Origin of the sequence: Enterobacillus tribolii (assembly GCF_003363015.1) — a bacterium.
Taxonomy (GTDB): domain Bacteria; phylum Pseudomonadota; class Gammaproteobacteria; order Enterobacterales; family Enterobacteriaceae; genus Enterobacillus; species Enterobacillus tribolii.
On sequence record NZ_QRAP01000002.1, the window covers coordinates 109,188 to 132,461 of the forward strand.

25 protein-coding genes are annotated in these 23,274 nt (G+C 54.1%); 13 read left to right on the forward strand and 12 right to left on the reverse strand.

The annotated features are described in order from the left end of the window. Positions 1 to 247: 247 nt before the first annotated feature. From rpsF to C8D90_RS05200, 5 genes are all read left to right on the forward strand, one after another. Positions 248 to 643, forward strand: a complete 396-nt coding sequence (rpsF, locus tag C8D90_RS05180) for a 30S ribosomal protein S6 (protein ID WP_115457370.1) — start codon at positions 248 to 250, stop codon at positions 641 to 643. Positions 644 to 651: 8 nt separating this feature from the next. Then, positions 652 to 969: a primosomal replication protein N gene (gene priB / locus C8D90_RS05185; RefSeq protein WP_115457371.1), complete on the forward strand. Its 318-nt coding sequence runs from the start codon at positions 652 to 654 to the stop codon at positions 967 to 969. Between the two features lie 4 nt (positions 970 to 973). Next, complete coding sequence (gene rpsR / locus C8D90_RS05190) at positions 974 to 1,201, forward strand: 30S ribosomal protein S18 (protein ID WP_000135199.1); 228 nt, start codon at positions 974 to 976, stop codon at positions 1,199 to 1,201. Positions 1,202 to 1,239: 38 nt separating this feature from the next. Continuing rightward, on the forward strand, positions 1,240 to 1,689 hold the full coding sequence (rplI, locus tag C8D90_RS05195) for a 50S ribosomal protein L9 (protein WP_115457372.1): 450 nt from the start codon (positions 1,240 to 1,242) through the stop codon (positions 1,687 to 1,689). 143 nt (positions 1,690 to 1,832) lie between these two features. Continuing rightward, entirely contained in the window at positions 1,833 to 2,204 is a 372-nt protein-coding gene (locus C8D90_RS05200) for a DUF488 domain-containing protein (protein WP_115457373.1), read from the forward strand. On the opposite strand, the gene C8D90_RS05205 is transcribed toward C8D90_RS05200, so the two are convergent. Then, on the reverse strand, positions 2,201 to 2,905 hold the full coding sequence (locus tag C8D90_RS05205) for an OapA family protein (protein ID WP_115457374.1): 705 nt from the start codon (positions 2,903 to 2,905) through the stop codon (positions 2,201 to 2,203). The two genes, C8D90_RS05200 and C8D90_RS05205, sit on opposite strands and share 4 nt — an antisense overlap. 251 nt (positions 2,906 to 3,156) lie before the next feature. Between C8D90_RS05205 and C8D90_RS05210 the strand changes: the two genes are divergently transcribed. Beyond that, positions 3,157 to 3,777 (forward strand): peptidylprolyl isomerase, encoded by a 621-nt coding sequence (locus tag C8D90_RS05210; protein ID WP_115457375.1) that lies wholly within the window; start codon positions 3,157 to 3,159, stop codon positions 3,775 to 3,777. Positions 3,778 to 3,815: 38 nt separating this feature from the next. Here C8D90_RS05210 and ytfE read toward each other — a convergent pair whose 3' ends face one another. Then, positions 3,816 to 4,481: an iron-sulfur cluster repair protein YtfE gene (gene ytfE / locus C8D90_RS05215; protein ID WP_115457787.1), complete on the reverse strand. Its 666-nt coding sequence runs from the start codon at positions 4,479 to 4,481 to the stop codon at positions 3,816 to 3,818. A gap of 195 nt (positions 4,482 to 4,676) precedes the next feature. On the opposite strand from ytfE, the gene cysQ reads away from it, so the two are divergent. After that, positions 4,677 to 5,417 carry a 3'(2'),5'-bisphosphate nucleotidase CysQ gene (gene cysQ, locus C8D90_RS05220; protein ID WP_115457376.1) on the forward strand — a complete coding sequence of 247 codons (741 nt, stop codon included), beginning with the start codon at positions 4,677 to 4,679 and terminating at the stop codon, positions 5,415 to 5,417. Here the strand turns inward: cysQ and C8D90_RS05225 are convergent, their stop codons facing one another. Next, positions 5,418 to 5,978 carry a YtfJ family protein gene (locus C8D90_RS05225; RefSeq protein ID WP_115457377.1) on the reverse strand — a complete coding sequence of 187 codons (561 nt, stop codon included), beginning with the start codon at positions 5,976 to 5,978 and terminating at the stop codon, positions 5,418 to 5,420. Positions 5,979 to 6,312: 334 nt separating this feature from the next. Between C8D90_RS05225 and C8D90_RS05230 the strand changes: the two genes are divergently transcribed. Further along, entirely contained in the window at positions 6,313 to 6,519 is a 207-nt protein-coding gene (locus C8D90_RS05230; RefSeq protein WP_115457378.1) for a DUF1107 domain-containing protein, read from the forward strand. A gap of 79 nt (positions 6,520 to 6,598) precedes the next feature. On the opposite strand, the gene C8D90_RS05235 is transcribed toward C8D90_RS05230, so the two are convergent. Beyond that, positions 6,599 to 7,948 carry a hemolysin family protein gene (locus C8D90_RS05235; RefSeq protein WP_115457379.1) on the reverse strand — a complete coding sequence of 450 codons (1,350 nt, stop codon included), beginning with the start codon at positions 7,946 to 7,948 and terminating at the stop codon, positions 6,599 to 6,601. 196 nt (positions 7,949 to 8,144) lie between these two features. After that, a complete protein-coding gene (gene msrA / locus C8D90_RS05240; protein WP_115457380.1) occupies positions 8,145 to 8,783 on the reverse strand; it encodes a peptide-methionine (S)-S-oxide reductase MsrA in 639 nt (212 codons plus the stop codon). A gap of 319 nt (positions 8,784 to 9,102) precedes the next feature. Here msrA and tamA point away from each other — a divergent pair, with 319 nt between their 5' ends. From tamA to C8D90_RS05255, 3 genes are read left to right on the forward strand one after another with little or no spacing between them, the layout of a single operon-like run. Continuing rightward, a complete protein-coding gene (tamA, locus tag C8D90_RS05245) occupies positions 9,103 to 10,839 on the forward strand; it encodes an autotransporter assembly complex protein TamA (RefSeq protein WP_115457381.1) in 1,737 nt (578 codons plus the stop codon). An 8-nt stretch (positions 10,840 to 10,847) separates the two neighbouring features. Further along, positions 10,848 to 14,732 carry an autotransporter assembly complex protein TamB gene (gene tamB / locus C8D90_RS05250; RefSeq protein ID WP_115457788.1) on the forward strand — a complete coding sequence of 1,295 codons (3,885 nt, stop codon included), beginning with the start codon at positions 10,848 to 10,850 and terminating at the stop codon, positions 14,730 to 14,732. Positions 14,733 to 14,734: 2 nt separating this feature from the next. Next, positions 14,735 to 15,082 (forward strand): gamma-glutamylcyclotransferase family protein, encoded by a 348-nt coding sequence (locus tag C8D90_RS05255; protein ID WP_115457382.1) that lies wholly within the window; start codon positions 14,735 to 14,737, stop codon positions 15,080 to 15,082. A gap of 60 nt (positions 15,083 to 15,142) precedes the next feature. Here the strand turns inward: C8D90_RS05255 and ppa are convergent, their stop codons facing one another. Both ppa and fbp read right to left on the reverse strand, forming a co-directional pair. After that, on the reverse strand, positions 15,143 to 15,673 hold the full coding sequence (gene ppa, locus C8D90_RS05260; protein ID WP_115457383.1) for an inorganic diphosphatase: 531 nt from the start codon (positions 15,671 to 15,673) through the stop codon (positions 15,143 to 15,145). 98 nt (positions 15,674 to 15,771) lie between these two features. Then, positions 15,772 to 16,776: a class 1 fructose-bisphosphatase gene (gene fbp, locus C8D90_RS05265; protein ID WP_115457384.1), complete on the reverse strand. Its 1,005-nt coding sequence runs from the start codon at positions 16,774 to 16,776 to the stop codon at positions 15,772 to 15,774. A gap of 167 nt (positions 16,777 to 16,943) precedes the next feature. On the opposite strand from fbp, the gene mpl reads away from it, so the two are divergent. Then, positions 16,944 to 18,335, forward strand: a complete 1,392-nt coding sequence (gene mpl, locus C8D90_RS05270) for a UDP-N-acetylmuramate:L-alanyl-gamma-D-glutamyl-meso-diaminopimelate ligase (RefSeq protein ID WP_115457789.1) — start codon at positions 16,944 to 16,946, stop codon at positions 18,333 to 18,335. A gap of 203 nt (positions 18,336 to 18,538) precedes the next feature. On the opposite strand, the gene yhcN (C8D90_RS05275) is transcribed toward mpl, so the two are convergent. The 3 genes from yhcN (C8D90_RS05275) to argR all read right to left on the reverse strand — a co-directional run bounded on the left by yhcN (C8D90_RS05275) (position 18,539) and on the right by argR (position 20,078). Continuing rightward, complete coding sequence (gene yhcN / locus C8D90_RS05275; RefSeq protein ID WP_115457385.1) at positions 18,539 to 18,802, reverse strand: peroxide/acid stress response protein YhcN; 264 nt, start codon at positions 18,800 to 18,802, stop codon at positions 18,539 to 18,541. Positions 18,803 to 18,924: 122 nt separating this feature from the next. Then, positions 18,925 to 19,188, reverse strand: coding sequence for a peroxide/acid stress response protein YhcN (gene yhcN / locus C8D90_RS05280; protein ID WP_115457386.1), 264 nt, complete (start codon positions 19,186 to 19,188; stop codon positions 18,925 to 18,927). Between the two features lie 419 nt (positions 19,189 to 19,607). Further along, positions 19,608 to 20,078 carry a transcriptional regulator ArgR gene (argR, locus tag C8D90_RS05285; RefSeq protein WP_115457387.1) on the reverse strand — a complete coding sequence of 157 codons (471 nt, stop codon included), beginning with the start codon at positions 20,076 to 20,078 and terminating at the stop codon, positions 19,608 to 19,610. Positions 20,079 to 20,544: 466 nt separating this feature from the next. On the opposite strand from argR, the gene mdh reads away from it, so the two are divergent. Then, positions 20,545 to 21,483 (forward strand): malate dehydrogenase, encoded by a 939-nt coding sequence (gene mdh, locus C8D90_RS05290; protein WP_115457388.1) that lies wholly within the window; start codon positions 20,545 to 20,547, stop codon positions 21,481 to 21,483. Positions 21,484 to 21,561: 78 nt separating this feature from the next. Here mdh and C8D90_RS05295 read toward each other — a convergent pair whose 3' ends face one another. Together C8D90_RS05295 and ispB are read right to left on the reverse strand one after the other, a co-directional pair. Next, entirely contained in the window at positions 21,562 to 21,837 is a 276-nt protein-coding gene (locus tag C8D90_RS05295) for a helix-turn-helix domain-containing protein (protein WP_115457389.1), read from the reverse strand. 212 nt (positions 21,838 to 22,049) lie between these two features. Further along, entirely contained in the window at positions 22,050 to 23,021 is a 972-nt protein-coding gene (gene ispB, locus C8D90_RS05300; protein ID WP_115457390.1) for an octaprenyl diphosphate synthase, read from the reverse strand. Positions 23,022 to 23,274: the final 253 nt, after the last annotated feature.

A 23,274-nucleotide genomic window follows, 5' to 3' on the forward strand; every position in this document is an offset into this window, starting at 1 on the left:
GCTTTGATAGCAAGTATTTGTGATGCTTTCATTCAGCAATTTTGATTATAGTTTTATCCGCCCCCGTCTGCTTGGCAATCGATGCCCATCACGATTATTTTCCCCGTATTCAGGTTTACCTTGAGATCCCCACACGCTCCGAGTACAATTGCGCGTCATTTTTCAGCCGCACACAAATAACGTTCCTTGCCTTCGTGGGCTGCGGCTGACCCCGACAGAAGGCTGAATAATCCGTAAGGAGCAACCGATGCGTCATTACGAAATCGTTTTTATGGTTCATCCTGACCAAAGCGAACAGGTTCCTGGCATGATCGAGCGTTACACCGGTGCTATCACTGGTGCTGAAGGCACGATCCACCGTCTGGAAGACTGGGGCCGTCGTCAGCTGGCTTACCCGATCAACAAACTGCACAAAGCTCACTACGTTCTGATGAACGTTGAAGCGCCGCAGGAAGTGATCGACGAGCTGGAAACTAACTTCCGCTACAACGACGCCGTTATCCGCAGCATGGTTATGCGTACCAAGCACGCCGTGACCGAAGCATCCCCGATGGTTAAAGCGAAAGACGAGCGCCGCGAGCGTCGTGAAGACTTTGCTGAAATCAACGATGATGCTGATGAAGCTGGGGATTCTGAAGAGTAATTGACGCGATGACCGCTAATCGTCTGGCGCTGACCGGCACCGTGTGCAAGGTCCCCATTCGAAAGGTCAGCCCCGCCGGCATTCCGCATTGCCAGTTCGTGCTTGAGCACCGCTCAGTGCAGCAGGAGGCCGGATTAAGCCGACAAGCATGGTGCAGAATGCCCGTGATTGTCAGTGGGCAACCGTTTCAGGCAATTACTAACAGATTAACGGTCGGCAGCAGGTTAACGGTTCAAGGCTTCATTAGCTGTCACATGGGCCGCAATGGGCTGAACAAGTTGGTTCTGCATGCCGAGCAGATTGAATTGATAGATTCTGGAGACTAGCCATATGGCACGTTATTTCCGTCGTCGCAAGTTCTGCCGTTTCACCGCGGAAGGCGTTCAAGAGATTGACTATAAAGACATCGCTACGCTGAAAAACTACATCACCGAGAGCGGTAAAATTGTACCGAGCCGTATCACCGGTACCCGCGCTAAGTATCAGCGTCAGCTGGCTCGTGCTATCAAGCGCGCGCGCTACCTGTCTTTGCTGCCGTACACTGATCGTCATCAGTAATCGGCTGACGTCATTAACGACTTTAAGAGGATAAGGTAATGCAAGTTATTCTGCTTGATAAAGTAGCAAACCTGGGCAGCCTGGGCGATCAGGTAAACGTAAAATCGGGTTATGCCCGTAACTATTTGGTTCCGCAGGGCAAAGCTGTGCCGGCAACCAAAAAGAACGTTGAATACTTCGAAGCCCGTCGTGCTGAACTGGAAGCCAAACTGGCTGAGGTTCTGGCCGCTGCTGAAGCGCGTGCTGCGAAAATTAACGAACTGGGTACTGTTACCCTCGCATCCAAAGCGGGTGATGAAGGTAAACTGTTCGGTTCTATCGGCACCCGCGACATCGCCGACGCTGTTACTGCAGCTGGCGTTGAAGTGGCAAAAAGCGAAGTTCGTTTGCCGAACGGCGTTCTGCGTACCCTGGGTGATCACGAAGTTCACTTCCAGGTTCACAGCGACGTGTTCGCTCAGCTGAACATTGTTGTTGTTGCTGAGTAATAGCCCGGGTAATTTTTTACTCTGAGCTATGCAGTGAAGCGCCGGCCCTGGGCCGGCGTTTTGCTTTCTGTTGTGCGGATAACCGGCCTGTTCCGCCGATAAAAGGTATACACTGAGGTTTTTCACCATTGCGGAAGCGAATGATGACAAACCTGATTCAACTGGCCCGGGTCTACGATGTTCATGCGCCTTTTCCTCCGAATACTTTCCTGACTGATCGCCTCTGGCCGCGCGGCATTTCCAAAGAGCGCCTGTCCGGCGCAGAGTGGCTGAAAAACGTGGCGCCCAGCGATACGTTGCGCCGGGCGTTCCATGCGGGAATGGATTCATGGGCGCAGTTCATTGCGCGTTATCGGGCGGAGCTGGACGCCAACGAGGCCGCCTGGCGCGGCTTACTGGACATTCTGCGTAGCGGCGGGAGCATTACGCTGCTGTATGGCAGTAAAGATACCCGGCATAATCAGGCCGTTGTACTGCGGGACTATCTGACGGAGAAGCTTGCGGCGAAGCGTTAGCGGATACGCAGGAAGTTGCCGTCGGGCTGGCGGCGGAAATAGATGTGCTCGTTATCAGTCGTCTCAAGCTCCAGCGCGGTGACCTGCCCCTGCGAGTTATGTTGCACCCTGACTTCCTGCCCGGCCTTCAGCTTGCTGAGCGGCTTGTCGTCACCTTCAGCCTGAGCAAGGGCGAAAACGTCGTTGATGTCCAACCGGTTGGCCCGAAACAGCTGCGCCAGCGTTTGGCCCGGTTTTATGTGGTATGCCTGCCAACTGGTGCGCTGCTGCCGTAAGAGCGCCGGAACAGTGGTGTCCTCCAGCGTGGCGTGCGTAATACTCAGGGGGCCGTCGATATCATCGGGGCCGTAGCGCCCGTTTTTGGTATCAGAATAGGGCCACAGCAGCGCCAGCAACAGAACGGTGCCGGCAATGAGCACCCAGCGGCGGTGAAAATAGGGAAGCGGCTCCATCCACGTAAAGGTGTCCGGCATATGCCAGATGTGGATTAGCGACTGTTTTGCACGGGTAAGGGGGCCGGTTTCCAGCGTTTCCAGCTCTTCTGCCGTATCAGGCTGGGAAAGGGGCGGCTCATCAGCGTTATCTGCCGGTTCCTGCTCCGCTTCAGGCGGGACAATTCGCTGACGCAGATTAAGCCATGTATGCAATACAGGCTGATAGACCCGGGAACTTCTTCTTCTCCTGGGTGCAATTCTGCCCATAGTAACCCCTCTCAATACGGCGAATATGATTAGCTTATTAAAAAAAACGGCGGCCGGACAGCTTATTAATCTCAATTCTCTGTGAATAGTGGCTTCGCCGTTCAGTTTATCGCCGTTTGTAACCCGCTGATGACCGGGAGGTATTGTTTCCGTTTCCCCGGCAAAAGTCACTCTTCTTAATACAGGATTTTACCGTAAGGTTAGGCGCTGCTATGCTGCGTCTTCATTTTCAACGATCAGAAGGAAAAACCATGTCTACCCCTTCTTTAGACACTACTGAAGCGCAGGCGAGTTACGGAATTGGCCTGCAGGTTGGCCAGCAACTGAAAGAGTCCGGACTGGAAGGTTTGCTGCCCGACGTTCTGGCTGCCGGTTTGCGCGACGCGTTGGAAGGGAATCCCCCGGCCGTTCCGGTCGAAGCCGTTCACCGTGCGCTGCGTGAAATCCACGAGCGTGCTGATGCCGTTCGTCAGGCGCGCCAGAAAGAGATGGCGGCCGCAGGCCAGACGTTCCTGGAAGAGAACGCCCGTCATGACGACGTAACGGTAACGGAATCCGGCCTGCAGTTCCGGGTTCTGCAGAAAGGGGAAGGTACGATCCCGGCTCGTCAGGATCATGTGCGCGTGCACTATACCGGGAAGCTGGTTGACGGCACGGTATTCGACAGCTCCGTAGAGCGCGGCCAGCCGGCTGAGTTTCCGGTCAGCGGCGTGATCCCCGGTTGGATTGAGGCGCTGACCCTGATGCCGGTCGGCTCCAAGTGGCAGCTCTATATTCCCTATAACCTGGCTTACGGGGAACGCGGCGCCGGTGCTTCTATCCCTCCGTACAGCACGTTGATTTTCGACGTGGAACTGCTGGAAATTCTGTAATTTCCGCTGACGACGCCGCTAGGCGTCGTCAACCCGCCTTACTCACCGCGCAATGCCCGCGGAAACAGCAGGTTATTTTCCAGGCTGATGTGATCCATCAGGTCGGCGATAAATTCGTTTATACCGTTATACAGCGCGCGCCAGGTGTTGCAGGCGCCTTCCGGCGGCGTTACGTTATTCGTCAGGAATTTGATGACTTCAAGTTGCTCACCGGCATCGTCGTGCTCGTGTTCCATTACGCTGATCGGGCCGCCTGCCTGAGGCCCCATGCCTTGTTCGATCATGGGGAACAAAATGCGTTCTTCTTTCATCATGTGCTGGGACAGATCCTGGTAGATCAGGTTGAGCTGTTTTGCGAGCCCTTTAGGGCAGGCCGCTTTTTCGGCATGCACTTTTTCCACTTTTTCTGCCATCAGAATCAGCTCAGGCAGTTGTTCACGGTGGCGATCGTGGTAGCGTTGTACAATGAACGGTGTAATTTCGGCGAGAGGCGCAGTCCGCCAGTCGCGCTGTTCCGCTTCTTCGTTGGTCAGCGCAGCCAGCTCGGCTTCTAATGCATCAATATCCAGATTTTTTTTGGTCGCCGCACGCAGCAGGGTTTGCTTACCGCCGCAGCAGAAATCGAGATCGTGTTGGCGAAAAAGCCGGGCAGCTCGCGGAATGGCGATAGCCAGTTCACCTAAAGGGCGTTCACGGAATGTCATGGGATAATCCTCGTATGCGTTCAATAAATAGTATTTTAAATGCATATTTAAAGAATGCCATAACTCTTTCGGGGATATCCGGGGGATATGCCGTAATAAAAGTTATTAAGTCATAGAGTTATTGCATTTCGGCATTGGTCAAAACAAGGGTTTCGGGCTAGTCTGCATATAACGGTATAGAGATATGAGGTGCGTATGTTAGAGCAAATTTCCCGGCTTGCGCGTGAGGCAGGTGCGGCAATCATGGCTGTCTATCAGGGAGATAAGCCACTGGACATCGAAGAAAAGGCAGATCATTCGCCGGTGACGGCGGCGGATTTAGCCGCGCATGATGTCATTAAACAAGGGTTGGCGCTGTTATCGCCGGACATTCCCCTGATCTCGGAAGAGGATCCCCCCGCCTGGGAAATTCGCCGCCATTGGCACCGCTATTGGCTGGTCGATCCGCTGGACGGCACGAAAGAGTTCATCAAGCGCAACGGCGAGTTTACGGTGAATATTGCCCTGATTGAGGACGGCGTGCCGGTGATGGGCGTCGTGTATGCGCCGGTGACGGGCGTACTGTACAGCGCGGAGCGCGGCAAAGCCTGGAAGGAAGATAAAGACGGGAAACGGCAAATTCACGTACGTGAGGCCAAGCCGCCGCTGGTGGTGGTCAGCCGCTCCCATATGGATGAGGAACTGAAGGATTACCTGAGTCAGCTCGGCGAGCACCAAACGATATCCATCGGCTCCTCGCTGAAATTTTGCCTGGTGGCGGAAGGGAGCGCCCAGCTTTACCCGCGTTTTGGGCCGACCAACATCTGGGATACCGCCGCAGGGCATGCCGTGGCGTTGGCGGCCGGCGCACAGGTTCATGACTGGCAAGGGAAAACGCTGAACTATACGCCGGCGGAATCTTTCCTCAACCCGGGATTCCGGGTCTCCCTGTATTAATTATCCGGCGCTCAGCAATTGGTGCAGCAGAGTCATCACCTGCTGCACTTCCTGCGGCGTTAATGCGCCATCTTTTACGAAACGCACGTTGCCCTGTTTGTCGAGGACGACGATGGCGGAGCTTTTTGGTTGCAGATCCCAGGCTTTGCGCACGACGCCCTTATCGTCAACGATGAACTGTGACCACGGGAACTCTTTTTTGCTGTCTTCAATGCTGCTGCGCACGAATGGCCCGGTGCCGATGATGGCGTCGTCGGTATTCACAATGGTGGTGGTTTGATAACGGTCGTGCGGCAATTTCGCCGCTTTAATGACTTCAATCAGCGGGTCGTTCAGGTCTTTAGAGGATGAGCGGCCGGCGATGGCCTGAATCACGCGCACCTTACCCGGAAGCTGTGCGCTGTTCCAGTTTTGGTAGCTGAATTTGCCATCGTGAACGTTGAGTTCACCGCGATCGCTGACGCCGACCGCCGCCACGCGTTGATTTTCCTGAAGATTATGAGCAAGGGCACAAAAGGGGAGCAGTAACAGCGGAAACAGGCGCAGGAGAAAAGCGTTCATAATATGTCCTTGTGGATAAAAACCGAAATGAAAAACCCAGTAGCAAGCATAGTCGGCGATTGCTGGTCTGTCCTGTTTACGGTTGTAACTAAAATGAGAGGGGCGTTCATCAACATCTTGTTTTTTGTGCATATATTTTAAGAAAGGGATGTGTTTATATATACACTTCTGTCAGTTGGTGTAAATATAGTTAAAAACTCGATCGCACATGAACAAAACCTCCCTGAATCAGTCTATAGTTATAGTCCTTATGCAGGGGTAGCTGATGGGCAACCGTAGTTGGCTGCAATGACAAAGCGCCCCGCATATCATTGATCGGGAGGTAAGCAGAAAAATGAAAATCTTCCAACGCTATAATCCGCTGCTGGTTGCTAAATATGTAAAGACGCTGTTTCGTGGTCGGTTGTATATCAAGGATATCGGTGCATTTGAGTTTGATATGGGAAGAATTCTCATGCCGAAGGTGCGCGATAAGCGTCACCTCAACGCGATGTCCGAAATTAACCGTCAGGTGATGCGCTTACAGGCGGAGATGGCGTAGCCAGGTGAAAAGATTTTTGCCGGAAAATACCGATAACCGGCATCCCGAAGAATAACGGCCCTTAGCGGGCCGTTTGTGTTTATTTATCCGCTGACGTTTTTTCCGCCCGGTTTTCTCCCTCCGCGACCGTTTCGGGAGGAACCATCCGCTCAGCAAGGCGCGTAACCAGCAGCTGGTCTATCTTGTAGCTGTCGATATCCACCACTTCGAACTTATAACCGGCGTATTTAACGTAGTCCGTACGCTTGGGGATCTTACGCAGCATGTACATCATGAACCCGCCGATGGTTTCGTAGTTGCTGGCCTGAGGGAATTCTTCAATATCCAGCACGCGCATGACGTCGTCGATGGGGGTGACGCCTTCAACCAACCAGGAGTTTTCGTCGCGGGCGATAATCTGCTCTTCCAGCCCTTGCCCGATCAGATCGCCCATCAGAGTAGTCATTACATCATTAAGCGTGATGATGCCGACAACCAGCGCATACTCATTCAGAATAATGGCGAAATCTTCACCGGCGGTCTTAAAGCTCTCCAGCCCTTCGGAAAGCGTCAGGGTGTCGGGAACGATCAGTACGTTTCGGATTTGAACGCCGGCGTTAAGCGCCAGGCTTTGATTACCCAGCACGCGGTTAAGCAAATCTTTGGAGTCAACGTAACCCACGACGTGATCGATGTTGCCGTCACAGACCAGAAATTTTGAGTGGGGATGGGTTGAGATTTTCTCTTTGATGCTGTCTTCGCTCTCGCCCAGCTCAAAGAATACGATACTTTCACGCGGCGTCATGGATGAAGTGACGGTACGTGACTCCAACTCGAACACGTTTTCAATCAGCTCATGTTCCTGCTTGCGCAGCACGCCGGCCAGCGCGCCGGCTTCCACCACGGCGTAGATATCATCGGAGGTGATGTCGTCTTTACGCACCATAGGCAGTTTGAATAAGCGAAAAATCAAGTTAGCCAGGCCGTTGAAGAACCATACCAGGGGGCGGCACAGCATCAGGCAGAAGCGCATCGGGGTGATGATCCGAACGGCAACCGCCTCCGGAGCGATCATGCCGATGCGTTTCGGGGTTAGATCGGCGAACAGGATAAAGGCGCTGGTTACCAGCACGAACGAGCAAATGAAGCTGATCTGCTCTGAAAGCTCAGGCCCCATGAAACGATCGAAGATAACTTTAAAATAGGGCGAGAAAGCCGCATCCCCGACGATACCGCCGAGAATGGCGACAGCGTTCAGGCCGATTTGGACTACGGTAAAAAAGTAGCCCGGCTGCGCCTGTAATTCCAGCACCCGCTCCGCATTTATGTCGCCTTCATCCGCCAGTGTTTTGAGCTTGATTTTACGTGAGGCGGCTAATGATATTTCAGATATGGAAAAAAAGGCGCTGAGCGCGATTAATAAAAGAATCAGTAAAATACTGTTTAACATAATTTGTCCGCATCAATGGCGTTTGTTCCAAAAATAGAGAAGGGCAGTAACGAAGTAGGAAAGTTCTAATATTAGCTGTCGTTAATGGCGGAAACAAAACACCACAATAAAGCGGATCACCCCATTGTGATCCGCTGTCAGTATAGCAGGAGCCGTGAATATCCGGCTAGCGCCGCGATGTGAGTACCTCTGCGACTCAGGCAGAAGGCGGAAGGCACACGCCGATGCCGCCCAGGCCGCAGTAGCCGTGCGGGTTTTTATACAGGTACTGCTGATGCTCGTCTTCTGCGTAATAAAACGGTTTCGCCGGCGCGATTTCCGTGGTTATCGCGCGCGTGTCGCCGGATGCGGCCATGGCCTGCTGGAAGCGTGCTTTGCTGCTGTTCGCCTCGTCTTGCTGCTGCGGATTCAGGGTATAAATGGCGGAACGGTACTGTGAACCGATGTCGTTTCCTTGCCGCATGCCCTGCGCCGGATCGTGGTTTTCCCAGAAGAGCAGCAACAGTTCGCCGTAGCTGATGACTCTGGGGTCGAAAACGATGCGGACGGCTTCGGTATGGCCGGTCTGGCCGGTACAGACCTCCCGGTAGGTTGGATTCGGCGTGTAACCGCCGGTATAGCCGGCGGCAGTGCTGTATACGCCGGGCTGCTGCCAGTACAGGCGTTCTACTCCCCAAAAGCACCCCATGGCCAGGATTGCGACTTCCATGCCGGGCGGTACATCCGTCATTGAATGCCCGTTAACCGCATGTTGTGCGGCGACCGGCATCGGCGTATTTCTGCCGGGCAGCGCTTGCTCCGGGCTGACGGTTTGGGATTTGTTAATACTGCTCATTAGTACAGACTCCTCTGGTTATTAGGAATAACCTCGTAAGAAAGAGGGATAATTGCCTGGATGCTGAAATCAGCCGCGTTATCGGGTGTGACGAGCGAAATAAAAAGATGAATATCGGGAAAATCCCAGAATAGTTAACCACTCTATTAGTTGTATCTCATAGAGTCTTTGCGCACAATAAGCCATTAATGTTACGCGGCGCTGAATAGCAGCCCGGCTAACTTAAACGGATCATAAATGTCTTATTAACACTGTGGTTGGGCAATCCTTTATTATTGCTTGGGCAGGGTGTTTATCAGGGAAATTATCAGGAGATTGAGTGCCTCGTTATCGTTTATTAGGTTTCCTTTGCTTGTTTTTGGCGTCGTCATTCGCCGGAGCGGCGCAGGTTCGTCTTCAGGTCAAAGGGCTGGAGGGTGAGCTGGAAAGTAACGTGCGGGCGCGTCTTTCTACAATTGAGAATGATGAAGTTAGCAGCGATGGCCGTTTTCGCGCCAGGGTTACGGACGCTATCCGCCAGGGGCTGCGGGCGCTGGGCTATTACCAGCCGACGATTGAATTTGAATTTCAGCCGCGCAAAGAGCCGGAGCGCCCGTTGCTGATTGCTCATGTCACCCCCGGAGAGCCGGTAAAGATTGCCGGCGTGAACGTAAAAATTGAGGGGGATGCCGACAAGGATGACGACTACAAGAAGCTGGTAAAAACGAATACGCCCAAAATCGGCGACGTGCTGAACCACGGTAAATATGACAGCTTCAAAAGTTCTCTGACCGGCATCGCGCTGCGTAAAGGCTATTTTGATGCCTCTATGCCGGTGCACCAGCTTGGGGTGATTGAGGATGAGAACCAGGCGTTCTGGGATATCGACTTCGACAGCGGTAAGCGTTACCGCTTTGGTAAGGTGACGTTCCGTGGTTCGCAAATCCGTGAAGATTACCTTGAACCGCTGATCCCTTTTAAAGAAGGCGATGACTATAGCTCGGAGGAACTGGCGGAGCTTAACCGGCGCCTGTCTGCGACCAACTGGTTCAACTCCGTGGTGGTTTCGCCTTCATTCCAGCAGGTTTCCGACGACAAAGTGCTGCCGATGGACGCGGTGGTTACGCCGCGCAGCCGTAACGCCGTTGAGCTGGGCGGCGGTTACGCCACCGACGTGGGGCCGCGGGTTAAGGCTACCTGGAAACGTCCGTGGATGAACTCCCGCGGGCAAAGTCTGGAAAGCAGCATCAACCTCTCTGCGCCGGAGCAGACGCTGGATTTAAGCTATAAAATACCGCTGCGTAAAAACCCGATTGAGCAGTATTACCTGGTACAGGGCGGCTTTCAGCGCACCGATCTCAACGATACCAAATCTGACTCCACCACGCTGAACGTGGCGCGCTACTGGGATCTCTCCAGCGGCTGGCAGCGCTCGGTGAACCTGCGCTGGAGTCTGGATCACTTTACTCAGGGGTATGTCACCAACACCACGATGCTGCTGTATCCGGGCGTCAGCATCAACCGTACCCGTTCGCGCGGTGGCCTGATGCCTGACTGGGGCGATTCGCAGCGTTACTCCATTGATGTGTCCGATACCACCTGGGGCTCGGATATCGATTTTGCCGTTATGCAGGCGCAGAACGTCTGGATTCGTACGCTGGCGGAAAAACACCGTTTTGTGGTGCGTGGCAACGTGGGGTGGATCGAAACCAATAATTTTGACAAGGTTCCGCCTTCGCTGCGTTTCTTCGCCGGGGGGGACCGCAGTATCCGTGGTTATAAGTACAAGTCCATCTCCCCGCGTGATGATAACGGCAAGCTGACCGGCGCCTCAAAGATGGCGACCGGCTCGCTGGAATATCAGTACAACGTGACCGGCAAATGGTGGGGCGCGACCTTCATCGACTCCGGCGAAGCGGTAAACGACATCGCTAAAAGCGACTTTAAAACCGGCGCCGGTATCGGGGTGCGCTGGGCTTCGCCCATCGGGCCGGTAAAACTGGATTTCGCGGTTCCTGTGGGGGGAAATGATTCCCATAATCTGCAGTTCTATATCGGATTGGGGCCGGAGTTATGATGAAGTCAATGAACCGGCTGGCCAAGGTTTGCCTGATTTTTCTGTTGGTTATTTTCCTGTTGGTCGGCGGCGTGGTGGCGCTGGTGGTCACTACGCCGGGGCTGCATTTTCTGATTAACAGCGCGTCGCGCTGGGTGCCGGGCCTGCATATCGAAGGCGTCGAGGGGGGCTGGCGTAACCTGACCCTGAAAAACGTTTCTTATCAGATGCCTGGCGTAAACGTAACGGCCGGCGTGTTTCATTTGTCGCTGGATGTCGGATGCCTGAAGAACAGCGAGCTGTGTCTGAATGCGCTGACGGCGGACCATGTGAATGTCGCCGTTAATACTCAGGAACTGCCGCCGGCAGAAGAAGAGGCTGCGCCGGAACCCAGTGAACCGCTGACGGATCTGCCTGCCCCGCTGCCGATAGAGATCCGGCTGCTGCGGGTTAATAACGTCAACGTCACGGTAGACGATACGGCAATTTCCCTTCAGGAGTTCCGTACCGGCGCGCAATGGCGCGAACGTGCGCTGACGTTGCTGCCGACCAACATCAAATCGCTGCTGGTCGCTTTACCGAAGACGCCCGCTTCGCCGGTTGCCGAACAGGCGGCGGCGGTGGTCGTTAAGGGGAAACCGCTGTCCGATGCCGCAGGGGATGCGCTGAAAGAGCAAGCCGCTCAGCAAGTTACCGAGAGCGTGAAAGAGGCGGTAAATCCGCCCAAACCCAAAGAAGAGACCCCGGCAGAGAAATCGCTGGGAGAAACGCTGGAAGCGCTGTTCGCCCAGCCTTTGCTGCCCGATCTGCCCTCCCTGCGCCTGCCGCTGGACGTCACGGTGCAAAAACTGTCCGGTGAGCAATTACGCCTGACCGGCGATACCGATGTGGTGATTGATTCACTGTTGCTGCGGGCATCGACGCAGGATACGCGCCTCAAGCTGAATACGCTGGAGGTGCGCTCGCCGCAGGGGAACCTGTCGGTGAACGGCTCGGCGACGCTGGATGAACGCTGGCCGGTTGATTTAACGCTCAACGGCGACTTAAACGTCGATCCGGTTAAAGGCGAGCGCCTCAAACTCACGGTGGGCGGCAGCCTGAAAGAGGCGCTGACGCTGGATGCTAATCTTTCCGGCCCGTTGAAAGCGACGCTGGCGCTGCAAACGCATTTGGCCGAAGCCGGTCTGCCGTTGGCGCTGACGCTGGAAAGCCCCGGCGTGCAATGGCCGCTGAGCGGCGCGGCGGAGTATCGCACACAGAATATCCGCCTGCGCCTGAACGGCAGCGCTAAAAAATATGATTTGTCGCTGCGTACCGACGTCAGCGGCAATGACATCCCGGCCGCCAAAGTGACTCTGGACGGAAAGGGAACCGATCAAAACTTTACCCTCTCGCGCCTGCGCGTAGCGGCGTTGCAGGGGAATACCGATCTTTCCGCGCTGGTGGACTGGAGCAAAGCTATCAGTTGGAAGGGCGATTTGACGCTGCAGGGGATCAACACGGCGAAGCAGTGGCCGGAGTGGCCGGCGAAGCTGGACGGGAAAATCACAACGCGCGGCAGCCTGTACGGCGGCAACTGGCAGTTGCAGATTCCTTCCCTGCAACTTGACGGTAACGTGAAGCAAAATCAGGTCAACGTTCGGGGGAACCTGAGCGGCAACCAGGCCGGGCAGTGGAAGATTCCGCAACTGCATCTGGCATTGGGGCAAAATAAAATCGACGTCAGCGGCGAGCTGGCGAAAAGCTGGGCTCTGGATGCCAATATCGACGCACCGAACCTCAACGGCGCGTTGCCGGGGCTGGGCGGAACGGCGCAGGGCACGCTGAAACTGCGCGGCAACATGGCAGCGCCGCAGATCCTGGCAAACCTGATGGCGTCAGGGCTGCAATGGCAGGATCTGCAAATCCGGCGGGTGAAGCTGGACGGGGACGTGCGTTCCGGCGATCAGATTCAGGGCGATCTGGCGCTGATCGTTGAGCAACTGAAGCAGGGCGATCTGTCTGTCAGTCAACTGACGTTGGATGCCAAGGGCACCGAAAAGCAGCATCACCTGCAACTGGATATGAAGGGGGACCCGGTTTCCGGCCAACTGGCGCTGAACGGTAGTTTCGACAGGGCGCATCAGGTGTGGAAAGGGACGCTGAACAATACCCGTTTTGAAACGCCGGTTGGCGAATGGCGCCTGTCTCCGTCGCTGGCCCTGAGCTATCTCAATACGCAGCAAAAAGTGACGCTGGGGCCGCATTGCTGGCAAAACCCTAACGCCGAACTGTGCGTGCCGAACACTATCGAAGCCGGCGCCAGCGGGCAGGCGACGGTGACGCTGAATAAATTCGATTTGGCGATGATTAAGCCTTTCCTTGAGGAGGAAACCCGTCTTAACGGCGTCTTCAGCGGTCGGGCGGACGTTAGCTGGAAGGCCGGTACGGCTTTACCGCAGGCAAAAGTAACGCTCGATGGGCGCGGAGTGAAGGTTGAGCAGGTGATTCAGGGAAATACGCTGCCGATTGCGTTTGATACCCTGACCCTGAATGCCGGACTGAATAACGGTCGCGCTCAGTTAGGATGGCTGCTGAAAATCGCCGGCAACGGCCAACTGGACGGCGACGTTCAGGTCGCCGATTTGCAGGGGCGGCGCAACCTTTCCGGTAACGTCAACATCAAGAACCTTTCGTTGGCGATGATCAATCCGGTGTTGATGAAAGGCGAAAAAGCGCAGGGAATGCTGAATGCCGGTCTGCGCTTGGGGGGTAATGCCCAAAGCCCGCAGGTATTTGGTCGTCTGGCGCTGGAGAAGGTTGATGTTGACGGCCAGTTTATGCCGTTTGACATCACCGACGGCAACCTGGCGCTTGAGTTCAGCGGCATGAGTTCCGTGTTGCAGGGCATCATCCGGACTTCCCGGGGGCAAATCAACCTGGCCGGGAATGCGGACTGGCGTGATATTGAGGCCTGGAAAGCGCGTATTTCCGCCAAAGGTGACCGTGTGCGCGTGACGGTACCGCCGATGGCGCGGCTGGACGTTTCACCCGATGTGGTGGTAGAGGCGTCGCCGCAAATGTTGTCGCTGAACGGTTCGGTCGGTATTCCGTGGGCGCGTATTACCGTGCAGGAACTGCCGGAGAGCGCGGTAGACGTTTCCTCCGACGAAGTGATGCTGAATAAAAATCGCCAGCCGGTTAAACCGGTATCCACGGCGATGCCGATCAACAGTAATCTGACGATCAACATCGGTAAAGATGTCCGGTTGGATGCTTTTGGTCTGAAGGCGCGTATGGAAGGCGACCTTAAGATGGTTCAGGACCCGCGTACCGGTCTTGGCCTGACGGGGCAGGTGAACATTCCCAGCGGGCGTTTCCATGCTTACGGGCAGGATCTGGTGATCAATAAAGGTCAGTTGATCTTCTCCGGCCCGCCGGATCAACCGTTGCTGAATATTGAAGCTATCCGTAATCCGGATGCGACGGAAGACGGCGTGACCGCCGGAGTGCGCGTAACCGGCCTGGCCGATCAGCCCAAGCTGGAGGTGTTCTCCGATCCCGCGATGTCGCAGGAAGCGGCGCTCTCCTACTTGTTACGCGGTCAGGGGCTGGAAGCCAGCGGCACCGACAGCGGGGCGATGACGTCTATGCTGGTCGGCATGGGGGTTGCGCAGAGCGGTAAACTTGTGGGCAAAATCGGGGAGGCGTTTGGCGTTAATAACCTTTCCCTGGATACGGCCGGTGTTGGCGACAGCTCTCAGGTGGTGGTCAGCGGCTATGTGCTGCCTGGCCTACAGGTAAAATATGGCGTCGGGATATTTGATTCTCTGGCAACGCTTACGTTACGCTATCGGCTGATGCCGAAATTGTATCTGGAAGCGGTGTCTGGTATTAATCAGGCACTCGATTTGCTCTATCAGTTTGAGTTCTAGCAATGCGAATTATTGTCTATGGAAGCTTGAGACGTAAGCAGGGCAACAGTCACTGGATGACGAATGCCCAGTGGTTGGGCGATCACGTGCTGGAAGGTTATGAGATGTATGATCTCGGCCATTATCCGGCGGTGATCCAGGGGGACGGGGAAATCTATTGCGAGGTTTATCGCATTGATTCGACGATCCTGAGTGAATTGGACGAGCTGAAAAGTAACAGCCGGTTCTATAAGCGTGAGCTGATTTCGACGCCTTACGGCAGCGCATGGATCTATCTCTACCTTTACCCGGTAGAGGGATACCCGCGTATTGCAAGCGGCGACTGGCTTAAGCGTAAAGACGATGTCTGAATTTGAAAATAAAAAAACACCGCCGGTTCAGGGCGGTGTTTTTTTATCGGCGGCGGGAAATTATTTTTTCTGCGCGCGCTCGTAAGAAGCCAGGATTTCGGCTTTGGCGGCAGCGGCGTTGTCCCAGCCTTCTACCTTAACCCATTTGCCTTTTTCCAGATCTTTGTAGTGCTCGAAGAAGTGACCGATCTGGGCGCGCAGCAGCTCAGGCAGATCGTTAACGTCTTTGATGTGATCGTACTCTTTGCTCAGCTTGCTGTGCGGTACGGCAACCAGCTTGGCATCTTCGCCTGCTTCGTCGGTCATTTTCAGTACGCCGACCGGACGGCAGCGGATTACGGAGCCCGGCTGCAGCGGATACGGCGTCGGCACCAGTACGTCAACCGGATCGCCATCCAGGGAAAGGGTGTTGTTGATATAGCCGTAGTTGCACGGATAGAACATGGCGGTAGACATAAAGCGGTCTACGAACAGGGCACCGGTGGCTTTGTCGACTTCATACTTAATCGGATCGGCGTTAGCCGGAATTTCGATAACAACGTAGATATCTTCCGGCAGTTCTTTACCGGCAGGGACCAGATTCAAGCTCATGTTGGTTTCCTTTAATCAAACCAGAATGGAGTGACGGCTATTATAGCCGTCACTCCACAAAATTGAACAGTAGACCTTTGCGTCGCCGGGCGATGAACTTATTCGTCCGGGAACTCGCGCATGAAGCGTTCAGCCTCTTCAACCATGGAGTGGGGGCCGACGAAGAACGGCGCCCGCTGATGCAGTTTCTCCGGGATGATGTCCAGAATACGGCGCGCGCCGTCGGAGGCTTTGCCGCCCGCCTGTTCGGCGAGGAACGCCATCGGGTTGCACTCATAGAGCAGGCGCAGCTTGCCGTGAGGATGGCTGGCGGTGCTGGGGTAAATATAGATTCCCCCCTTGAGCAGGTTACGGTGGAAATCCGCGACCAGAGAACCGATGTAGCGCGTGGTGTAAGGACGGCTGGTGCTTTCGTCCTGCTCCTGGCAGTACTTGATGTACTTTTTCACGCCCAGCGGGAATTTGATGTAATTGCCTTCGTTGATCGAGTACATATTCCCTTTTTCCGGGAAACGGACGCGTTCGTGCGACAGGCAAAACACCCCGAGGGAGGGATCGTAGGTGAAGGCATGAACGCCATAACCGGTGGTGTAAACCAGCATGGTGGACGAACCGTAAACGACGTATCCGGCGGCGACCTGGCGGTTGCCGGGTTGCAGGAAGTCTTCTTCCGTCACCGGGGTGCCCGTTGGGGTAATGCGGTGATAGATGGAGAAAATGGTGCCGACAGAAACGTTAACGTCGATGTTGGAGGAACCGTCCAGCGGGTCCATTAACACCACGTATTTGGCGTGGTTGGCGCGTTCGCCCTCGAAAATGACGATGTCGTCTTCTTCTTCTGAGGCGATGCCCGCGACTTCGCCTCGGGCTTTAAGCGCGGCCTTCAGCTTTTCGTTGGCGTAGAGGTCCAGTTTCATCTGAACTTCGCCCTGCACGTTTTCCGCACCGCTGGCGCCCAGGATATCCACTAAGCCCGCTTTGTTAATATCGCGGTGGATAATCTTGGCACCCAGTTTGATAGCTGAAAGAAGCGCGGTTAGTTCGCCGGTGGCGTGAGGAAAATCTTGCTGCTTTTCGACGATAAACTCGCCTAAAGTTTTCATGACACATTCCCTGAATCTGCGAAGGAAGGGCGAATTTTAACAAATCGCCAACGTTTTCGTAGGCATTTTAGCCAATGTCCTGTGGGATTCCTAGGTAATTCCGTTTCGTATCGGGCCTTCACGGCGTTAGAATGTGAACTGACTCGATGCAATCAATTGGAAAAGGTATGCGTATTCATATTCTTGGAATCTGCGGCACATTTATGGGCGGCCTGGCGCTGCTGGCCCGTTCTCTGGGCCATGAAGTGACGGGTTCCGACGCCAACGTCTACCCACCGATGAGCACGTTGCTGGAGAAAGAGGGCGTGACGCTGATGGAAGGCTATGATCCTTCTCATCTCGATCCCGTCCCTGACCTGGTGATCATCGGCAACGCCATGACGCGCGGCAATCCCTGCGTGGAAACGGTGCTGGAGCAGAATATCCCCTATGTTTCAGGGCCGCAGTGGCTGCATGATGAAGTGCTGCGCCATCGCTGGGTGATTGCCGTAGCGGGAACGCACGGTAAAACCACAACGGCGGGAATGGTTAACTGGATCCTGGACGTGTGCGGATACGAACCCGGCTTCGTGATCGGCGGCGTGCCCGGAAACTTTGACGTCTCGGCGCGCCTGGGCAACAGCCCGTTCTTCGTTATCGAAGCGGATGAATATGATTGTGCCTTTTTCGATAAACGTTCCAAGTTCATCCATTACTGCCCGCGCACGCTGGTGATGAACAACCTGGAGTTTGACCACGCGGACATTTTTGACGATCTGAAGGCCATTCAAAAGCAGTTCCATCATCTGGTGCGTCTGGTGCCGGGAAAAGGGCGCATTATTCTTCCCGCTCACGACGCGAACCTGAAGCAGGTGATGGCGATGGGCTGCTGGAGCGAGCAAGAATTTGTTGGCGCTGACGACGAGGCAGCCTGGGATGCGGTGAAACTGAATCAGGATGCCAGCGAGTTCCGTGTGTTGCTGAACGGTAAAGAAGCCGGCGTGGTGCGCTGGGATCTGGTCGGCGAACATAACATGCATAACGGGCTGATGGCCGTGGCTGCCGCCCGCCATGTCGGCGTGTTGCCGGAAGATGCCTGCCGTGCGTTAGGCAGCTTTATCAACGCGCGTCGGCGTCTGGAACTGCGTGGCGAGGCGTTTGGGGTCAGCGTCTATGACGATTTTGCCCACCACCCGACGGCGATTCTGGCAACGCTTGCCGCGTTGCGCGGCAAGGTAGGCGGCACTGCCCGTATTCTGGCGGTGCTGGAGCCGCGTTCCAATACCATGAAAATGGGGATCTCGAAGAATGACCTGGCGCCGTCGCTGGGGCGTGCGGATGAAGTGTTCCTGTTTCAGCCCCATCACATCCCCTGGCAGGTTTCCGAGGTTGCGGACGCCTGCGTGCAGCCGGCGCACTGGAGCGCGGACATCGACGTATTAGTGGAGATGATCTGCAAAACGGCGCAGCCCGGCGATTATATTCTGGTGATGAGCAACGGCGGGTTTGGCGGTATCCACGGTAAGCTGCTGCAGGCTCTGGAAGAGAAGGCGCGCAAGGCCGAAACCCGGAACGACTGAGGCGGACGCCCAGAATGAACGTAAACCACGCTCCGGCGTGGTTTTTTATTGCCCGCGCAGATAAAAAAAGCCTCCGCAAGCGGAGGCAATGGGGTTCGTCGGATAGGACGACGAGGGTAATTATTATTGGCAATTAATTCCGGACACAGGATCACGCCATCTTCTGTTGTGTTGGTAATTCAGCTTCAGCCAGCCAGGGGCAATTAACGGTAGATTTCTGCCGTTGCGTGATAGTTGCCGTCAATACGTGCTTCGGTGATGTGATAAGCAGTCGCGCCCATTTTGTCTGCTTTGGCTGACAGCTCGGCTTTGATGTCGGACGGAGCGCCATCAACGCCGTTTACGGTGATGGTACCCATTGATTGCATGCTTTCTGCCTGTGAAGAAGACACGGATTCAGCGGCAAAGGCGCCGAAAGACAGCATGGAAAGAACGCTCAGGGTTGCGACGGTAGTTTTGATTGTCATGATTTTATTCCTAATTTTGTGTTGTCGTAGCCGTAATCGTTAGCCCGCTGTTTTTATGCGTGTCGGCTACGGCAGATATTCTGTTATGCGATGTGTCTGGCGGGATTTACGTCAGGCGAATGTTATTTGTAAATTTCAGCGGTAGCGTGGAAGTTACCGTCTTCGCGCAGTTCGATAACGCGGAATGCGCTGGCGCCCATTTTGTCCGCTTTAGCGGACAGCGCTTCACGGATGTCTGAAGGGGCGGCATTGGTGCCGCTGACGGTCACGGTACCGACAGACTGCAATCGGGCTGCCTGGGCATTGTCGACAGGCTGTGCGGCGAATACCCCAAATGATAAAGAAGAAAGAACGACCAGTGTGGCAATAGATGATTTAACTTTCATGATGTTAGCCTCGTAACTCTTTTATTATTTACTATGAAGTGTGATTCACATCACGAAAAGGAGTATACATCTGCTAACCGTAAAAATTAATAGTGCGCTAATGATTTCTGAGTGCACTTTCTCATATTGATATTACATTGATATATCTTAAAGTTATAAAAACAGCGTATTTATTGCTCCCATTGTGTTAAATTTACGTAAAATCAACATCATAATATCATGTTGCTAAATGTGCTGTTTTTTAGAGTTTGTCACTTTCAACATAAATCCAAGTGAAATTATTAACCTGTTAATGTGGGTATGGGCGGAGAACCTCACTGTGAACTGAGTGAGGAAAATGCGTGTTTGTCGTTAACGCATGCGTTACAGAGATAAAGACGCGGGCCGGGTAGCCCGGCCACTCTTATGAGGAAAAGGAATTACAGCTCTTGTTCGAATAAAGAGAGAATGGCTTCATAAAGCTGCTCGACGCTGAAGCCTTTCGCCGGCGTAGTAAAGATAGTGTCGTCACCGGCGATGGTGCCCAATATGCCTTCTGCCTTACCGAGTGAGTCGAGCAGGCGGGCAATCAGCTGGGCAGCGCCGGGGCTGGTGTGGATGACGATCAGCGAGTCATTATGGTCGACGTCGAGCACCAGGTTTTTCAGCGGGCTGCTGGTGGTCGGAACGCCCAGCTCCGCCGGCAGGCAATAAACCATCTCCATTTTGGCGTTGCGTGTCCGGACCGCGCCGAACTTGGTCAACATCCGCGATACTTTGGACTGATTGATATTTTCAAAACCTTCATCCTGAAGCGCCTGAACGATCTCTCCCTGAGAACTGAATTTCTCTTCTTTGAGCAGGGCCTTGAACGATTTGATCAAATCTTCCTGCTTTGTGTGATTTCGCATGCTTCACCGTAGAAAGTTAGTACAGATAAGTGAATATTATGCATAAAAATGAATTTTTATTCAATTTTGATTGGGTGAAATTTATGCAGTCAAGCTTACTGCAAGGATTAACCTTATGTTTTTCATTGGATTGTAAAATCTGTAGTAAATGCCTAAGTGAAGCGTGATTGAAAATTGAGTAAATAATTTGTTATTAAAATGATGTTGTTGTGATATGCCATGAGGGTGTAATGTAACGGTCGGGTAACTTGCTGTGAACGGTGTTATACGTATGCTGCGTCTGTATCCCTATATCTTTCATGCATAAGCCATTTTTTATTAAAAAGTACGTGCTTCAGAGCATGGAATTTAGTGCGTTATATCTCAAACTTTGTGTTAACAGATTGTTTTTTAAGGTTTGATGCACTAATGTGCGCGATAACGCATTCACGGCACTCACATTTAAAGATAAACAAGGAGTATTAGGATGAAAGTTGCTGTTCTCGGCGCCGCAGGCGGTATTGGCCAGGCTCTTGCCCTCCTTCTCAAAACTCAGCTTCCTGCAGGTTCTGAACTCTCCCTTTATGATATCGCGCCGGTTACGCCGGGGGTTGCCGTTGATCTCAGCCACATCCCTACTGCGGTAAGCATTAAAGGATTCAGCGGCGATGATGCGCGTCCGGCTCTGGCTGGCGCCGACATCGTGCTGATCTCCGCCGGCGTGGCACGTAAGCCGGGGATGGATCGCTCCGATCTGTTTAACGTCAACGCTGGTATCGTACGCAATCTGATCGAGCAGGTGGCGTCTACCTGCCCGAAAGCCTGTATCGGCATCATTACCAACCCGGTCAACACTACGGTGGCGATTGCGGCGGAAGTGCTGAAGAAGGCTGGCGTTTACGACAAGAACAAACTGTTCGGCATCACCCTGCTGGACGTTATCCGCTCCAACACGTTTGTTGCCGAGCTGAAGGGTAAGTGCCCGACCGAAGTGGAAGTGCCGGTTATCGGCGGTCACTCCGGCGTTACCATTCTGCCGCTGCTGTCCCAGATCCCGGGCGTGAGCTTCACCGAGCAGGAAGTGATCGATCTGACCAAGCGTATTCAGAACGCGGGTACTGAAGTGGTTGAAGCGAAAGCCGGCGGAGGCTCTGCAACGCTGTCCATGGGACAGGCGGCCGCCCGCTTTGGTTTGTCTCTGGTCCGCGCGATGCAGGGCGAAAGCGGCGTCGTGGAATGTGCCTATGTTGAAGGCGACGGCAAATATGCCCGCTTCTTCGCTCAGCCGCTGTTGCTGGGTAAAGACGGTATCGTTGAGCGTAAAGATATCGGCAAACTGAGCGCATTCGAGCAGAGCGCGCTGGAAGGTATGCTGGACGTACTGCGCAAAGATATCGAGCTGGGCGAGCAGTTCGTTAATAAGTGATTCCGGCACCGCGGGCGGTTATGCCCGCGATATAAGCGTTGAACACTTTACTTACGCCGGACGTTCGTTCCGGCGTTTTTATCTCTTTCTTCTGTTACGCATCAGGGCTTTTCGATCGATAAGCCGGCGGGTGTGCGGATCATAATAGCGGCTGGGCCAGATGAGCGACGGGTGTATGCCGAGCGCATCGGCGATCAGCCATTCTCCCTTCGGCCAGGGGCGTAACAATACGTTGGACAGTGTTGAACTGCTCAGGCCGGCTTGTCTGGAAAGCCCTGAGAGCGTCATTTTGCGTTTGTGAAGTGCTGCGATGATATCTGCGGTGTGCCAATCCTGCTGTTTTAACTGTTCCATGCTCCGGTCCCTTCGCTGTATTAAGTCAGTAGGTCATACAAGGCGCTGCCTGCGATTGAGTAGCATGCATAATATGTTAAAACATTCTTAATATTTCAATTAATTTCTTATTAATACATATTTAACGATGGGGATAGTTTTGGTTTTGCTAAGTGTTCAGGCATTAAGAAAGAGACGGTGATATTCGTAATGTTCCGTCTCTTTCTTAAAAGTCAGTGGGAGCGGTGAACGGCCAGATCGGCCAGCCCGATCAGCGCTTCTTTGTGAGGGGAGTCCGGTAACGCATCCAGAGCACGAATCGCCTTATCCGCTTCTTCTTCGGCCCGTTGGCGCGTGTATCGCAGGGAACCGACTTCATGCATGGTTTCCAGAACAGGTTCAAGCAGGTGGCGGCCATTGCCCTGCTCGATAGCCTGGCGAATCATCGCCGCCCGCTCCGGCGAGCCGTTACGCATAGCATGCAGCAGGGGAAGAGTGGGTTTGCCTTCATTAAGATCGTCGCCGGTGTTTTTGCCCAGCGTCTTTCCGTCGGCATCGTAGTCGAGAAGATCGTCGATCAGCTGGAATGCGGTACCCAGATAACGTCCGTAGTCCTGCAATGCTTTTTCCTGTGCGCCTGTCGCGCCGGCAAGAATTGCGGAAGACTGCGCTGCGGCTTCAAACAGGCGGGCGGTTTTACTGTAGATAACCCGCATATAGCTCTCTTCCGTGATGTCCGGGTCGTTAACGTTCATCAACTGAAGGACTTCACCTTCGGCGATCACGTTGGTGGCCTCCGACATCAGCTCCAGCACGCGCAGGGATTGCAGGCTGGTCATCATCTGAAACGAACGTGTATAAATAAAGTCGCCGACCAGCACGCTGGCTGCGTTGCCGAAGGCGGCGTTGGCCGTTGCCTTACCGCGGCGCATGTCTGATTCATCCACGACGTCGTCGTGCAGGAGCGTCGCGGTATGGATGAACTCAATGAGCGCCGCGACGGTGATGTGTTTATCTCCCTGATAGCCCAGCGCCCTGGCAGCCAGGACTGCAATCATCGGGCGAATACGCTTTCCGCCGCCGCTGATGATGTAGTATCCCAACTGATTAATCAGACTCACGTCGGAATTCAGTTGCCGCAGTATCGCCGCGTTTACGTCCGCCATGTCCTGCGCGGTTAACTCAGTAATTTGTTCTAGGTTCATTGTGTAATATCAACTGTGTTCCATATTCCCGCCGGGCGATTGGCCCGCTTACGGGCTACCATAAGCCGTCAACTGTTGTATGATTGTACTTGAAAAATGAATTAGATAAACGGCGCGAAGAGAACTGTGGTTTTTTTCTTCCTTTCTCCCGATTCTGCCCTTGTCATCCGGAGGAATTTTGCGTAGAATTCGCGCCCTATTGTGAATATTTTATAGTGCGTATCGGGCATAGAACCATACGCGCGGAAATGCG